This window comes from Blastococcus sp. TML/C7B (genome assembly GCF_016612845.1).
In the GTDB taxonomy this organism is placed as follows: domain Bacteria; phylum Actinomycetota; class Actinomycetes; order Mycobacteriales; family Geodermatophilaceae; genus Blastococcus.
This window is the reverse complement of record NZ_JAEOAA010000002.1, coordinates 988,148-1,002,296: the sequence shown is the minus strand read 5'-3', so window position 1 is coordinate 1,002,296 and position 14,149 is coordinate 988,148. Positions and strand designations below refer to the sequence as shown.

Genomic DNA, 14,149 nt, shown 5'->3' with positions numbered 1-14,149 from the left:
GGCATGTCCGGGGGCGGCGAGCGGGTGCTCGCCCTGCTTCCCGAGTTGCTGCTGCTCCTGGGCGCGGTCGGTGGCCTGCTCCTGGGCCTCTGGACGCCGCAGCACCGGCAGTGGCGGGTCCGGCTCCTGGTCACCGTCGCTTGCCTGGCCAGCGCGGTCGCTGCTGCCGTCGCGCTGCCCAAGCCGGCGGAGCGGGTGTTCGAGGGCACCTGGGTCGTCGACACCACCACCGGCGTGGTCCGCATCGTCATCGCGCTCGGTGTGGCTGTCCTCGTCTGGCTGGCATCGGCCTCGCTGGCGGGACACCCGCGCGAGACCGAGGCCTACGTCCTGATGCTGCTCGGTGGGCTCGGCAGCGTCGCGCTGGCCGCCAGCGGCGACTTGCTGCTGCTCGTCGCGGCCTATCTGCTGGCCAGCGTCCCGCTGTACGCCCTCGCCGGCTTCGCCAAGGACTCCGCAGGTGTCGAAGCGACGATGAAGTACTACCTCATGGGTGCCTTCGTCGGCGTTCTCATACTGGTCGGCGTCGCCGCCCTAGTGCTCGCCGCCGGCACGACCGGATACCTCGACCTTGCCGCGCTGCTCCCGGATGCCCCCCCGGCGCTGCTCGCGGTGGGCGTCCTCGGCGTGCTCGCCGGGGTCGCCTTCAAGGCCGGTGCCGTGCCGGTGCACTTCTGGGTTCCCGACGTCACGGCGGGCACGACCCCGCCTATGGCCGCCTACATCACCACGATTCCCAAGGTCGGCGCGGTCGCTGCCGCATTCCGGCTGCTCCCGCCGAGCCGTTCGCCGACGTCCCGCTCGACGTACCGCTCCTGGTCGCGGTCATCGCCGCGGCCAGCATGACCCTGGGCAACCTGGCGGCGTTCAACCAGACCGACGTCCTGCGACTGCTGGCCTACTCGACGGTCAGCCAGGTCGGTTACCTGTTCATGGTCGTCGCCGTCGCCGCCCGCACCGACCTCGCCGTCCCGGCCCTGGCGATCTACCTGGCCGGCTACGCGGTGACCAACATCGGCGCCTTCGCCGCCGTCGCGGCGGCCCCGGGGGCCCGCACGATCACCGACTGGGCGACCGCGATCGGACGCCACCGATGGCTCGTCGTCAGCCTCGTCGTCTGCCTGCTCGGCCTCGTTGGCACTCCACCCACGGCGGTCTTCGTCGGCAAGCTCGCTGTTTTCGCGGCGGCCTGGGATGGCGGGCTCGCGTGGCTGGTCGTCGTGGCGGCCATCAACACGGTGGCGAGCCTCTTCTACTACCTGCGTTGGATCGCTCCCGCCGCTACGGGAGTCGCCGCCAGCGAAAGCACGGCGGCGGCTGCCCGGGGGACGGAGCCGGGCACCTTCGCGGGAACGGCGCAGCGTGTCGTGATCGAGCCGGTCGTCGTTCTCCATACGGCCGCCGTCGTGTCCCTGCTTCTCGGGATCTGGTCGGGCGTCTGGCTCGCTGTCCTCCTGCCGGGCTGACTGTCCGCCACCCGGTCGCCGGAGTTCATGGCGTGCCGTACAGGGCCGCAGCCGTGCCGGCGCTGCCCCTCGACGACGATGTGCCGCACATGGTCATGCGGCGTTGATGGATGCGCGCCGGCGGGAGATGGTTCGTTTGGTGGTGGCGAGCTGCTGGGCGATGTCGCGGATGGACTTGCCGCGTTCGGTGAGGCGCCGGACGACCTCCTTTTGCTCAGCGGGGGTCAGGTGCTCGAGGCGGACGCCGTCGCCCGCGAGGGCGCGCTCGATGGCGATCTCGTCGAGGTCGTCGTCCTTCTCTACGCGTCCAGCGTGGTTTTGCGGCTCTGGGTCGGTGTCGATGTCGTCCCAGGCCAGAGGTGGCAGCCAGCCGCGTTCGGCGGCGAAGGCACGGGCGCCGTCGGCGGCGGCGTGCTGGTCGACGGTGGAGCGTGGTGGGCGCAGGTTCCACAGCTGTTCGTAGAGGTCGCTGACGTCCTGGGCGGTCTGCGCGGTGACGGAGTCGCTGAGCATGCTCCGTCGGAGCCCGGCGGAGCGTCGGCCGAGCCTGGCGGCCAGCTCGTCGTGGGGCCATCCAACGGCGATCAGGGCCTGCAGCCGTCGACGAGTGCCCGTGGCGACGACGTGACTGCGCGGCGCCCGGTTCGCCTGGTCGACGCGAACGCGCAAGACCTGGTGGGCGGTGTCGGGCCGGACGCGCTGGATGCCTGGGTGGCCGTCGCGGCCCGGGCCAGTCAGCTCGCGGACGTGGCTGGTCGAGATGCCGGCGAGCATGGCGATCTGCTCGACGCCGATGCCGGCGGCGCGTAACGCGCGGACGTGCTCGCGCACCGGGGCGGCGTCTACGAACGGCCGCCATCGGCCGAAGGTCTGCGCGCGGTGGACGGCACGGCCGGCCGCGGTGTTGGCGGCAGTGCAGGCGGTGCATCGGCAGCGGTCCTTCACGTAGGCGGCACGGGTGCCGTGCACATGCCGAGCACGCGGATGGTTGCAGTCCCGCGTCACCCGGCCCTTCGCGCGCTGGACACGGCGACGTGCGCGCTCCATGGCCTGCTGGTGCTTCGCACAAGAATGGCGCGCGTGGTGGACGTCGGCCAGGGCGTGGCTGGCGTACGTGCCGCTGTAGCCGCAGGCCGGGCATGTCCGGGTGGCGCTCATGCCCCGCCCCATGGACATCCGGCGACCGGCTGACCGGTGTGGCCACGACCGGGTACGCCGGCCCTGGCAAGGACGTCTTCGATCCAGTCGGTGCGGAGGCTGCCGGCGTCTCCGACGTGGTCGTCGAAGGCCATGGCCGTGAACTGCTGGGCGACGGCGGCCCACTCCCGGTCGGACAGGGGCCGCTCGAGGTGAGCTTCGACAGTGGGCCGGTCGACGTAAGCGATGCTGGCGCCGATGACGTCGGCCAAGTCGGTGAGCAGCCGGTGGGTGTCGCCGCCATAGCTGTCGACGAAGGCCTGCAGCACGGCGCGGCAAGCTGAGACGGCGTGGGACGGTGCCGGCGCAGGGGCTGCCGCTGTCCGTCGTCTCGGCTGACCGCACATCCCTGCTCCCGCTGGTGAGTAGTCGCTCTCACCGGGAGAAGGCGCTATTCAGAGCGGTTTAGTGACACCTCGTCGAGAGTGAGGAGAAGTCGCGGGGCATGGGAGAGATGGCTCCTCATCGGAGTGTCGGGCGAGTAGCCCGTGGAGTTGTCGTACAGGTGTGCGAGCCTCGGAGGCGTCTTGTCCATCCGCAGTTCGCTCGGAGGGAGCGGCACGGGATGCCAGGTAAGGCACGCGTACACGAACTCGCCAAGGAGTTCGGAGTCGATAGCAAGACACTGCTCGCCAAGCTCAAGGAGCTGGGCTTCTTCGTGAAGTCAGCGTCCAGCCTCGTAGAGGCGCCGGTGGCCCGACAGCTTCGGGAGTGCTTCCCGCACGCCCAACGGTCAACCTCGCCGCCAGGTCGTCCAGCTCCGCGATCAGCGGTGCAGGGGCACGCTGCGCCGTTGCCGCCCGTGAGACGGACGTCGTCTGCGCTACCACCACGGCCGCAGCCGCTGCCCGCCTTGCCGAGCCGTCGACCCAGGCGTGAGTGGTATCGCGGAACCCCGCCGGAGGGGCTCACCAAGTACCTGCTCGATCACTACGTCGTCTGGCGGCGGGATCCGGAGGGGAAGTCACCGGGTGGCTCCTGCTCCTACTTCGATGACGAGGTCCGCCAGGCGAGAGACCTCTCGGCCGAGTGGGCGCCGACTCTCTTCGATGGCCTCGAGTTCGCGGACATCGCGCGGTGGGTGAGGGAGGGTGCGCCTGCCAAGTACGCGGGCGATCTGTACCGAGCGGGCGTCCGGCCGGAGGAGCTCAGTTGGTCGTACGAGGACCGAGGCGCCGAACCCCTGAGCATGCGACTGATCCGCGGTCAGTGGACGGTGGAGATGGTCGTCAACGAGGTCGAGCGACGGCGACAACTGGGGTGACGCGGCGCTGGCCCGCCTCGCCAGCGGTGAAGCGGGCCAGCGCCGCCTTGGCGTATCACCGTCGCGGGGCCTGGCGACAGGGACTCTTTAGGCACCCAATACTCCCGTGCCCAGCCGTCACGAGCCGTCGCAGCCAACGCTTCGCACCGGCTCTGACCTGCGAATTCAGCGCTGTCCAACGCGAGCAAGCGCCTCAAGATCAAATCGCAGGGTTACTGGTTCAAGTCCAGTCGGGGGAGCACTCCGGCCCTTGGTCCCCGCGTCGAGCGGACCGAGGGCTTCGTGCTTTCCGGGGCGAGCCGTTCGATCTGTACTCGGCGCAGCTCGTATCGCTCTGTGTTCCTGCTGGTCAGAAGCCGAGAACTGTCGTACCCCCTCCGTAGCTTGGAGGCATGACATCGGGCGTCGGGATCGCGGTCGGGGTGAGCCTCGAGCCGATCGACGCCGCGCCGTGGCCCGAGGACCTCGTCGACCCGGACGCCACATCGGACGTCGAGCCGCTGGCGGCCTGGTTGCCGCGCCGGCGCACGTCCGCCGAGTCGGCGTCACTGCTCCAGCAGATCACCGCCGCTGAGGCGCAGCTGGCCGCGCTGAAGCTCGATCTGGTGCTCGACATCGCGGCGGAGCGCCCCGCACCCGCGGACCCCCGCCCCGGCGAGGCCCGCGCCGCCGACGTGGGTCCGCCGGGCACCAGCGAGTTCGCCCTCGACGAGCTGGCGCTGGTGCTCAACACGAGCCGCACGGCCGCGGTGACGCTGTTCGACCAGGGGCACGTCCTCGCCACGCGGCTGCCCGCGACCCGGGCCGAACTGGCCACCGGGCGGCTGGACTGGCCCCGGGCCCGGGCGATCGCCGCCGAACTGGGCCGCCCCGCCGATGAGACCGACCCGGTGATCGTCGCCGCGGTGGAGGCGGCCGTCCTGCCGGTCGCCACCGAGCTGTCGGTGCGGCAGCTCCGCGAACTCGTCCGGCGCGAGCTCGCCGCCCGCGACGCGGAGGCAGCCGACCGGCGGCGCGAGCAGGCGCGGAAGGCTGCGGACGTCGGCGTGCGCAACCTCGGCAACGGCATGAGCGAGCTGACCATGCTGATGCCGCACCCCGAGGCGCGCGCCTGCCGGCAGGCCCTCGACGCGCACGCCCGCGAAGCGCAGGCGGCGGGGGACCGGCGGCCGATCGGCCTGCTCCGCGTCGGCGCCGGCATCGACCTCATCCTTCGCCCGTGGCAGGAGCAGCCCGCGGTCACCGCGCACCTGACCGTGGTCGCCCCGCTCGGCGCGCTCACCGCCGGCCGCTTCCTCGCCGACGGCGCACCCCTCCCGGCGGCCTTCCGCCCGTCCGCGGGCAACCCAGCCCCGGTGGGGGAGGTCGACGGCGAGGCCGTCACCGCTGCCCACCTGCGCGAGTTGCTCCAGCAGCTCGACGCGCTCTGCCCCGGCGGGCTGCAGGCGCCCACCGGCGGCCGCCTCGACCTCGCGGTCACCGACGACGGCGGGCGCCTCCTCGCCGTCCTCGGCAGGGGAGAGCTCGATCGCCTCGCCACCCGCGGCTGCCCGAGCCACCCGGACGGCACGTGCGGCTGCCCGCTGACCGGGCCGCCTCCGGCCGTCGATCGCTACAGCCCGTCGGCGACGCAGCGGCGCTTCCTCACCACCCGCGACCGGACCTGCCGCCACCCCGGCTGCTCGGGCCGCGCCGCCTGGGCCGACCTCGACCACGTCCTCGCCCACGGTGCGGGCGGGGTGACCGACTGCTCGAACCTCTGCTGCCTCTGCCGCCGCCACCACCGGCTCAAGACCTTCGCCGAGGGCTGGGCGCACACCCTGGGCGACGACGGCGTGCTCACCGTCATCACGCCGTCCGGCGTCACCCGGATCAGCCGACCACCCGGGTGGCGCGTGCTCCGCGAGCCACCTGCCCCGCCACCGGCACCACCACCGCCGGACGAGGACCCACCGCCGTTCTGACGCGTGGCCGGACCGACCTCAGCCGGGGAGGGTCAGGTGCCGCGGGTTCGCGACCAGCAGCCGGTCGCGGACCCCGGCCCGCACCACGTCGAGCACCTCGTCCCAGCGCCCGTCGAGAGCGCCGCTGGTGATCGCGCGGCTGAGCGCCGCGTCGTCGGCACAGCCGAGCTCGTCCAGCGCGGCCCGGTGCCGGGCCCGGGCAGCACCGCCCAGCCGGAGCTCCCGCTCCACCATGGCCAGCACGTTGTCGGCGACCCGGGCGTGGAACGCGGTGCGTCCGGTGATCTCCGGCCGGACGGAGCCGGTCAGGAAGGTCCGGGTCGCGGCCACGAGCTCCGCCGCCGTCGGCCGGCCGTAGAGCTCGAGGCCGTCCTCCGGTGCCTCGGCAACGGCGTCCGACGGCTCCGCCAGGCCCAGGGCGAGCAGGACGTCAAACTCCTGCTCGCAGGCCCGGCGCCCGATCGCGGCGAACTCGACCGACGGCTCGGCGCCCGAGAGGTGACGCTCGGCCATGACCCGGCACATCAGCCCCCACCGCACGGTGGCATGCAGCTCCCACCACCGCAGCTGCTCCGCCGTCGGCCGCCACCCGGCCACCTCGGCGTAGGCGTCCAGCAGCTGCTCCCGGGTGCCCACCCCGCCGGCCGGCAGCGGCGAGCCGAAGCGCCACACCTTCGCGCAGAGCCAGCCGAGGTCCTCCAGCGGATCGCCGATGTGCACCAGCTCCCAGTCCAGGACGGCGGCCAGCCCCTCGGGCCCGATCATCAGGTTGCCCAGCCGGTAGTCGCCGTGCACCAGTGCCGTCGGGCCCGGCGCCGGCCGGTTCTCCGCCAGCCACCGCAGACCCAGTGCCAGGCCCGGCGGCGGTGGCGGCGCGTCGCCGAGGTAGTCCAGGCGCAGCCGGACGAGCGGATCGCCGGCGGCATCGACACCGGGCAGCGCGTCGAGGGGGACGGCGTGCAGCCGGGCCAGCACCGCGCCCAGCTCGGCCACCAGCCGCGGCCGGACGGCTGCGAACTGCTCGTCCCGCAGCAGCCGCCGGGGGATCGTCTCGCCCTCGACGCGGCCCATGACCAGGTAGCTGTGCCCGAGCGCGCCGCCGTCGTCCCCCACGTCGACCACCTCGGGAACCGGCACCCCCGCCCGGGCGGCCGCCGCCATGGCCACGCCCTCGACGCGCAGGGCCACGCCACCGGTGCCCGCCCCGCTGCGCAGGATCAGCTCCCGACGGGAACCGTCGGCCCCCTCCGCCGTGAACGCCCAAGTCTCCCGGCTCGCCCCGCCGGACAGCCGCGCCAGTCCGTGCACGCGCACGGCCGAGCCCGCCAGCGCGGACAGCCGGTCCGCCAGCCGGGCGGTCAGGTCCTCCACGGACGAGCCGGTCACCGCAGGAAGCCGAACAGCTGCCCGGCCACCCGCCGCATCTGGATCTCCTCGGCCCCCTCCGTGATCCGGTACCGGCGGTGGTGCCGGTAGATGTGCTCGAAGGGCAGGTGCCGGCTGTAGCCCATCCCGCCGTGCACCTGCATCGCCCGGTCGGCGGCGTCGCAGACCAGCCGGTTGGCGCGGTAGTTGCACATCGACACCCGGTGGCCGATCGAGACGGCCGGCTCGCCATGCGCGGCGAGCTCGTCCATCTCGACCGCCGTCCGCCGGATCAGCGTGCGCAGCAGCTCCGCCTCGGTGTGCAGCTCGACCAGCGGGAACTGGATCGCCTGCCGCTCGGACAGCGGCTTGCCGAAACGTGACCCGCTGCCTGGCGTACCGGACCGACTCGTCGATGCAGTACTGCGCGGCGCCCACGCCGGAGGCGGCCTGCCGGATCCGGTTCTCGTGCACGAAGGTCTGGGCCACCGCCAGCCCCTCGCCCTCGGCCCCCAGGATCGCCGAGTCGGGCACCCGCACCCCGTCGAGCTCCACCTCGCCGTGGTCGGTGGGCATGTTGAGCGTCCACCAGTAGAAGGGCACGGAGAAGCCGGGGCTGTCGGTCGGGACGAGGAAGGCGGTGATGCCGCGCGCGGCGCCCGGTTCTCCCGACGTGCGTGCGAACACGAGGTCGTGGGTCGCGGTGTGCACGCCGGTGTTCCACCGCTTGCGCCCGTCGATCACCCAGTCGCCGCCCCGACGCACCGCGGTGGTCTCCATCCAGGTGGCGTCGCTGCCGTGGTCGGGCTCGGTCAGCCCGAAGGCGAGGCCGCGGTCCCCGGCGATCAGCGGCTCGACGAACTCGGCCTTCTGCTCCGGTGTCCCGAACAGGTGCAGCAGCTGCCCGAACACCACGTTCCCCACGATGCTGTGCTCGTTCTGCAGGTCGTTGTGCAGCCCGAGCCCGCGGTGCGCCAGGTGCTCGCGGATCACTGCCATGTCGAGGTTGGAGCCGTTCCGGCCGCCGAGCTCCTCGGGCAGGCTGTAGCGGAAGAAGCCCGCGGCGTCGGCCCTGCGCCGGGCCTCCGCGAGCAGCTCCTCCCAGGCCCGGGTGGGGGTGCCCCCGGCCTCGACGTCGGTACGGGCGAACTCCCGCCGGTGGTCGAAGAACCGCATGTTGTCGTCCTGCTGCTGCAACGGCTCGATCTCCGCCTCGATGAAGCGGTCGAGCTCGCCGAGCAGGTCGGTCAGGTGCGTCGGCAGGGAGAAGTCCACATCGATCCTTCCGGGGAACCGGGAGCCGGGGAGCCGTGGGGCGATGTTGACATCGACGACGGATCTGCGCAGGCTCCGGGCATGACCCCCGTCACAGCCGGGCCCGACGTCCGCGCTGTGGGCGACGACGCGCAGCCCGTCCGGATGAGCCGTGCCGGCGACGTGGTGACGCTGACGCTGGCCAACCCGCAGCGCAAGAACGCGATGTCCCACGAGGCCTGGCTCCTGCTGCGCGACTCGCTCGTCGAGGTGGGCTCCGGCGACGCCCGGGTGCTCGTGGTGACCGGGGCCGGCGACGACTTCTGCGCCGGCGCGGACCTGTCCGCCGTGCGCGGCGGCCGGCCGCCGATGGCGAACATGGCGGAGGTCAACCAGGCCTGCCTCGCGCTGCACCGGCTGCCGATCCCCACGATCGCGCGGGTGGACGGCGTGGCCGTCGGTGCCGGCATGAACCTGGCGCTCGGGTGCGACTTCGTCATCGCCTCCACCCGCGCCCGCTTCTCCGAGATCTTCGCCAAGCGCGGGCTCTCGGTCGACTTCGGCGGCTCGTGGCTGCTCCCGCGGCTGATCGGGCTGCACCGCGCCAAGGAGCTGGTGCTGCTCGGCGACATGCTCGGCGCCGAGGAGGCCCACCGCTGGGGCCTCGTCCGCGAGGTCGTCGAGCCGGACGGGCTCGACGCCGCCGTGGACGCGCTGGCCGGCCGGTTGCTGGCCGGGCCGCCCATCGCCATGCGCCAGTCCAAGCGGATGCTCAACGACTCCTTCGAGGTCGGCCTGGAGCGCGCCCTCGAGGACGAGGCCCGCAGCCAGGAGATCAACTTCGCGACCGACGACGTGCTCGAGGCCGGCCGGGCGTTCCGCGACAAGCGCGCACCCGTCTTCCGCGGCCGCTGACCCCCACGAATCGGAGACCCCGTGACGACATCCCGCACGCCTGCCCCCGGACCGCTCACCGGACGGGTCGCGCTCGTCACCGGCGGAGGCCGGGGCATCGGGGCGGCGATCACCAGCGAGCTGGCGCTGTCCGGAGCGGCCGTCGTCCTCACCTACCGACGGGACCGCACGGCGGCCGACGCGCTCGTCGAGGAGCTCACGGGCAAGGGCGCCGCGGTCCTCGCGATCGAGGCCAGCATCGAGGACGGCGAGGCCGGCGAGCGCGCGGTCGCCGCGGCCGTGGCGGAGTTCGGGTCGCTCGGCATCCTGGTCAGCAACGCGGGCGTCGCCAGCCGGGGGAACGCCGTCGCCGACACCCCTGCCGAGGAGGTCCGCTGGCTGCTGGAGGTGCACGCGGTCGGGCCGCACCAGCTGGTGCGGGCCGCGCTGCCGCACCTGCGCGAGCAGGAGCGCTCCGACGTGGTCTTCATCAGCAGCATCGCCGCGTCCACGTTCGGCCCGCGGGGCGCGCCCTACTCGATGGGCAAGGCCGCGGTGGAGGCGCTCGCGCACACCCTCGCCCGCGAGGAGCGCGCCTCCGGCATGCGGGTGAACATCGTCGCCCCCGGCCTGGTCGACACCGAGATGGGTCGCCGGCTGGCGCAGGCCACCCGCGCCGTGTCCGACATCCACGAGCTCGACGCCCGGTCGCCCTTCGGCCGGGTCTGCGCCCCCGAGGACGTGGCGCGCACCGTGCGCTTCCTCGTCGGCCCGGAGAGCGGCTACGTCAACGATCAGCGGGTCGTCGTCAACGGGGGGACGTTCTGACCGCCGACGTCCCCGCGCTCCTCGTCGAGCGGGCCGACCGCGTCGCGACGGTGACGCTCAACCGGCCGGAGGTCCGGAACGCCCTCGATACCACCCTGCGAGCCGACCTGCGGGCGGCCATGACCGCCCTCGACGCGGACGACGGGGTCGACGTCGTCGTCCTCACCGGGGCGGATCCCGCGTTCTGCGCGGGGCTGGACCTCCGCCAGCTCGGCAGCACCGGGGAGAACCTGTCGAGCCCGACTCCGGACGACGAACTGCCCTCGTGGTTCCCGTGGGCGCCGCTGACCAAGCCGGTGATCGGCGCCGTCAACGGGGTCGCCGTCACCGGCGGCCTGGAGCTGGCGCTCAACTGCGACATCCTGATCGCCTCGGAGCGGGCCCGCTTCGCCGACACCCACGCCCGGGTCGGCGTCCTGCCCGGCTGGGGCATGTCGGTGCTGCTGCCGCTGGTGGTCGGGCGCGGGCTCGCCCGGCGGATGAGCCTCACCGGGGACTACCTCTCGGCCGAGGAGGCGCTGCGGGCGGGCCTGGTCACCGAGGTGGTCGCGCACGAGGAGCTGCTGCCGGCCGCCCGACGGGTGGCGGCCTCCATCGTGAGCAACGACCAGGCCGGCGTCCGCGCCCTGCTGCGCTCCTACCGGGACATCGAGGCCGCGCTGGTGGGCGACGGGCCGAGGATCGAGGCGGCCACCTCCGCGGCGTGGCGGGCGGGCTTCGACCCGGCGGAGGTGGCGCGTCGCCGGTCGGACGTCATCGACCGGGGCCGGGCCCAGACGACCTGACCCGCACGCACGCGGGCCCTCCTCCGGCAGTGGTGCCGGAGGAGGGCCCGCGGACGTCGCGACCCGAGCCGGGTCAGAGGCGCTCGATGATGATGGCCGGAGCCATGCCACCCGCCGCGCACATGGTGACCAGGCCGTAGCGGCCGCCGGTGCGCTCGAGCTCGTCGAGGATCGTGCCGATCAGGATCGCGCCGGTGGCGCCGATCGGGTGGCCCAGGGCGATCGAGCCGCCGTTCACGTTGACCTTGTCGCGGTCGAGCTCGAGGTCCCGGATGAACTTCTCGGCGACGACGGCGAACGCCTCGTTGATCTCCCAGAGGTCGATGTCGTCCTTGGTGAGCCCGGCCTTCGCCAGCACCTTCTTCGCCGCCGGCACCGGCGCGTTGAGCATCAGCGTCGGGTCGTCGCCGACGTTGGCGGTGGCCACGACGCGGCCGCGCGCCTTCAGGCCGTGCTCCTTCGCGTACTCGGGGGAGGCCAGCAGGACCGCCGCGGCGCCGTCGACGACGCCGGAGGAGGTGCCCGCGTGGTGCACCGGCTGGATGTCCAGCTCCGGGTACTTCTGGTTGATCAGCCCGCGGGCGGTGTTGCCCTCCTCGTCCAGCGGGAAGTCCATGAGCTTGGTGAACGCGGGCTGGAGCGCGGCCAGGCCCTCGGCCGTCGTCTGCGGACGCGGGTACTCGTCCTTGTCCAGGACGACGTTGCCCTCGTCGTCGAGCACCGGGACCAGGCTCTTGTCGAACCGGCCCTCGGCGATGGCCACCGCGGCGCGCTGCTGGCTCTGCACGCCGAGCGCCTCCAGGTCCTCCCGGCTGATGCCCTCGAGGCTGGCGATCGCGTCGGCGCACACGCCCTGGTGCGACTGCGGGTGCACCTTCTGCAGGCGGGCGTTGCCCGAACCCATGCCGTACAGCTTCAGCCCGGCCGCCCGCTCCTCCTGGGCCAGCGCGCCGGTGCCCGACATCATCTCGGTGCCGCCGGCGACGACCAGGTCCTCCATGCCGGACATGACCTGGGCGGCCGCGAGGGCCACGGCGCTGATGCCGCCGCCGCAGAAGCGGTCGAGCGTGACGCCGGAGGCCGTGATGTCGTAGCCGGCGTCGAGCGCGGCCATCCGGCCCAGGTCGCCGCCCTGCTTGCCCTTCTGCGACGAGGTCGACCAGATGACGTCGTCGACATCGGCGGTGTCGAGGTCGTTGCGCTCCGCGATCGCCTTGAGGACCGTGGCGGCCAGGTGCTGCGGGTGCATGTGCGCCAGGGCGCCCTTGCCCACCTTGCCGGTCCCGCGCGGGGTGCGGACGGCGTCGATGATCAGTGCTTCGGACATGCAGGAACTCCTGAGGACGTTCGTTTCCCGGCAGGCACGGTGCCCGGCCGGTTCCAGCGGCTCGTCGGTCACGAGGGCGACGAGGTACGGCTTCGGTGCTCCTGCCGTGTCAGTCCACGGCGGAGGCGTACTCGTCGCGCAGCTTGCCCTTGACCATCTTCCCGGTGGGCGTGCGGGGGAGGGCCTCGCGGAAGTGGAACTCGCGCGGCACCTTGAACCCGGACAGGTGCTCGCGGGCGAAGGCGGCCAGCTCGGCGGCCAGCTCCGTCGTCGGCTCGACCCCGGGGGCCGGCTCGACGAAGGCGACCACGCGCTCGCCCATCTCGGAATCCGGGACGCCGATCACGCCGATGTCGGCGACCGCCGGGTGCAGCGTGAAGACGTTCTCGATCTCCTGCGGGTAGATGTTCACCCCGCCCGAGATGATCATGAACGACGAGCGGTCGGTCAGGTAGAGGAAGCCGTCCTCGTCCACGAAGCCGAGGTCGCCGACCGTCGTCCAGTTCGGGTGCTCGGGGTGCTCGGCGCCGCGGGACTTCTCCTCGTCACCGTGGTAGCTGAACGGCCGGCTCTCCGTCTGGGAGGCGAAGTAGACCGTGCCGATCTCGCGCGGCCCCAGCTCCGTGCCGTCCGGGCCGCAGATGTGCAGGGCGTTCGGGTCGCTGGGGCGGCCGACCGAGCCGGGGTGCTCCAGCCAGGTCGCCGAGTCGATGAACGTCGAGCCGGCGGCCTCGGTCGAGGAGTAGTACTCCATGATGATCGGGCCCAGCCAGTCGATCATCGCGCGCTTCACGTCCGGCGGGCACGGCGCGGCCGCGTGGATGACCATCTTCAGCGAGGAGAGGTCGTAGCCGCTGCGGACCTCCTCCGGCAACTTGAGCATCCGGACGAAGTGCGTCGGCACCATCTGGGTCTCGGTGACGCCGAACCGCTGGATGGCCTCGAGCACGCCCTCCGGGTCGAACTTCTCCATCATCACCACGGTCCCGCCCAGCACCTGGACCGCGGTCATGAACGCCATCGGCGCCGCGTGGTAGGCCGGTGCGGGGGAGAGGTAGACGGTGTCCTCGGTCATCCCGTACAGCAGCTGCAGCACCAGCGACATGTTGCTGGGCTGCTCGACCGACTCGCCGGTCAGCGGGCGCTTGATCCCCTTGGGTCGCCCGGTGGTGCCCGAGGAGTAGAGCATCGTGTCGCCGCGGGGCTGGTCCTCGATGGGGGCGTCGGAGGACGCGTCCCGCACCGCCTCGTAGCTCTCGTACCCGGCGAGCACCCCGCCGAAGGCCAGCCGGTGCTCGACGCCCGGCGTCTCCAGCTTGCCGGCCAGGTCGGCCAGGTTCGCCGACACGAACAGCACCCGCGCGCCGGAGTTCTCGACGATGTACTCGGCCTCGGCCGCGGTGAGGTGGCTGTTGACGAAGGTGACGTACAGCCCGATCCGGACACCGGCCCAGTAGAGCTCCAGGGCCTCGGGCACGTTGTCGGTGAGCACCACGACGGAGTCGCCCGTCGCCAGTCCGACGGTGTCGCGCAGGAAGTGCGCGGTGCGCCGGCTGTTGTCATCGAGCTGCTTGTAGGTCAACGACCGGCCGGAGCCGGACATGACGATCGCGAGCTTGTCCGGCGACTTCTGGGCCCAGGTTCCGGGGTACATGGCACGAAAGTAGAACCTGATCTACTTAGCCACAAGACCCCTCGGCGACGTGTCGTCCCCGGGGCTGCGGGAGCCCCGACGGCCTCCGGGCACGACCGAGGGCCGGGTGCCGGACGAGGTCGTCCGGCACCCGGCCCAGGGGTGCGATCGG

The 14,149-nt window shown here is 72.8% G+C and carries 12 protein-coding genes and 3 pseudogenes; 8 read left to right on the top strand and 7 right to left on the bottom strand.

What is annotated here, in order from left to right; translation table 11 throughout:
- Positions 1–3 precede the first annotated feature (3 nt).
- Together JKP76_RS22765 and JKP76_RS22760 are read left to right on the top strand one after the other, a co-directional pair.
- Complete coding sequence (locus JKP76_RS22765) at positions 4–846, top strand: proton-conducting transporter membrane subunit (protein WP_255522781.1); 843 nt, start codon at positions 4–6, stop codon at positions 844–846.
- Entirely contained in the window at positions 843–1,466 is a 624-nt protein-coding gene (locus JKP76_RS22760; RefSeq protein WP_255522709.1) for a proton-conducting transporter membrane subunit, read from the top strand. Before JKP76_RS22765 ends, JKP76_RS22760 begins: the two co-directional genes overlap by 4 nt.
- Positions 1,467–1,559: 93 nt before the next feature.
- Here the strand turns inward: JKP76_RS22760 and JKP76_RS17720 are convergent, their stop codons facing one another.
- A complete protein-coding gene (locus tag JKP76_RS17720) occupies positions 1,560–2,624 on the bottom strand; it encodes a helix-turn-helix domain containing protein (RefSeq protein WP_200492146.1) in 1,065 nt (354 codons plus the stop codon).
- Positions 2,621–2,932, bottom strand: a complete 312-nt coding sequence (locus tag JKP76_RS17715; RefSeq protein WP_200492145.1) for a hypothetical protein — start codon at positions 2,930–2,932, stop codon at positions 2,621–2,623. The genes JKP76_RS17720 and JKP76_RS17715 overlap by 4 nt, the downstream gene beginning before the upstream one ends.
- A gap of 176 nt (positions 2,933–3,108) precedes the next feature.
- Here JKP76_RS17715 and JKP76_RS23630 point away from each other — a divergent pair.
- From JKP76_RS23630 to JKP76_RS17705, 3 genes and pseudogenes are all read left to right on the top strand, one after another.
- Positions 3,109–3,369, top strand: a pseudogene (locus JKP76_RS23630) (translation initiation factor IF-2 N-terminal domain-containing protein); the annotation flags it as partial.
- Between the two features lie 147 nt (positions 3,370–3,516).
- On the top strand, positions 3,517–3,927 hold the full coding sequence (locus tag JKP76_RS21650; RefSeq protein WP_242472384.1) for a hypothetical protein: 411 nt from the start codon (positions 3,517–3,519) through the stop codon (positions 3,925–3,927).
- 392 nt (positions 3,928–4,319) lie between these two features.
- A complete protein-coding gene (locus JKP76_RS17705; protein WP_200492143.1) occupies positions 4,320–5,891 on the top strand; it encodes an HNH endonuclease signature motif containing protein in 1,572 nt (523 codons plus the stop codon).
- A gap of 18 nt (positions 5,892–5,909) precedes the next feature.
- Here the strand turns inward: JKP76_RS17705 and JKP76_RS24230 are convergent.
- The 3 genes and pseudogenes from JKP76_RS24230 to JKP76_RS24220 all read right to left on the bottom strand — a co-directional run.
- A pseudogene (locus tag JKP76_RS24230) lies at positions 5,910–7,175 on the bottom strand (phosphotransferase family protein); the annotation flags it as partial.
- Positions 7,176–7,273: 98 nt separating this feature from the next.
- Positions 7,274–7,582 carry an acyl-CoA dehydrogenase family protein gene (locus tag JKP76_RS24225; RefSeq protein WP_375335671.1) on the bottom strand — a complete coding sequence of 103 codons (309 nt, stop codon included), beginning with the start codon at positions 7,580–7,582 and terminating at the stop codon, positions 7,274–7,276.
- A 67-nt stretch (positions 7,583–7,649) separates the two neighbouring features.
- Positions 7,650–8,432 (bottom strand): annotated as a pseudogene (locus JKP76_RS24220) (acyl-CoA dehydrogenase family protein); the annotation flags it as partial.
- A 180-nt stretch (positions 8,433–8,612) separates the two neighbouring features.
- Here JKP76_RS24220 and JKP76_RS17690 point away from each other — a divergent pair.
- The 3 genes from JKP76_RS17690 to JKP76_RS17680 are packed head-to-tail and all read left to right on the top strand — an operon-like array spanning position 8,613 to position 11,017.
- Positions 8,613–9,425 carry an enoyl-CoA hydratase/isomerase family protein gene (locus JKP76_RS17690; RefSeq protein WP_200492141.1) on the top strand — a complete coding sequence of 271 codons (813 nt, stop codon included), beginning with the start codon at positions 8,613–8,615 and terminating at the stop codon, positions 9,423–9,425.
- Between the two features lie 21 nt (positions 9,426–9,446).
- Positions 9,447–10,232, top strand: a complete 786-nt coding sequence (locus JKP76_RS17685) for an SDR family oxidoreductase (protein ID WP_200492140.1) — start codon at positions 9,447–9,449, stop codon at positions 10,230–10,232.
- Complete coding sequence (locus JKP76_RS17680) at positions 10,229–11,017, top strand: enoyl-CoA hydratase (RefSeq protein ID WP_200492620.1); 789 nt, start codon at positions 10,229–10,231, stop codon at positions 11,015–11,017. The genes JKP76_RS17685 and JKP76_RS17680 overlap by 4 nt, the downstream gene beginning before the upstream one ends.
- Before the next feature lie 73 nt (positions 11,018–11,090).
- On the opposite strand, the gene JKP76_RS17675 is transcribed toward JKP76_RS17680, so the two are convergent.
- Together JKP76_RS17675 and JKP76_RS17670 are read right to left on the bottom strand one after the other, a co-directional pair.
- Positions 11,091–12,344, bottom strand: coding sequence for an acetyl-CoA C-acetyltransferase (locus JKP76_RS17675; RefSeq protein ID WP_200492139.1), 1,254 nt, complete (start codon positions 12,342–12,344; stop codon positions 11,091–11,093).
- A gap of 109 nt (positions 12,345–12,453) precedes the next feature.
- Positions 12,454–13,998: an acyl-CoA synthetase gene (locus JKP76_RS17670; protein ID WP_200492138.1), complete on the bottom strand. Its 1,545-nt coding sequence runs from the start codon at positions 13,996–13,998 to the stop codon at positions 12,454–12,456.
- Positions 13,999–14,149 lie beyond the last annotated feature (151 nt).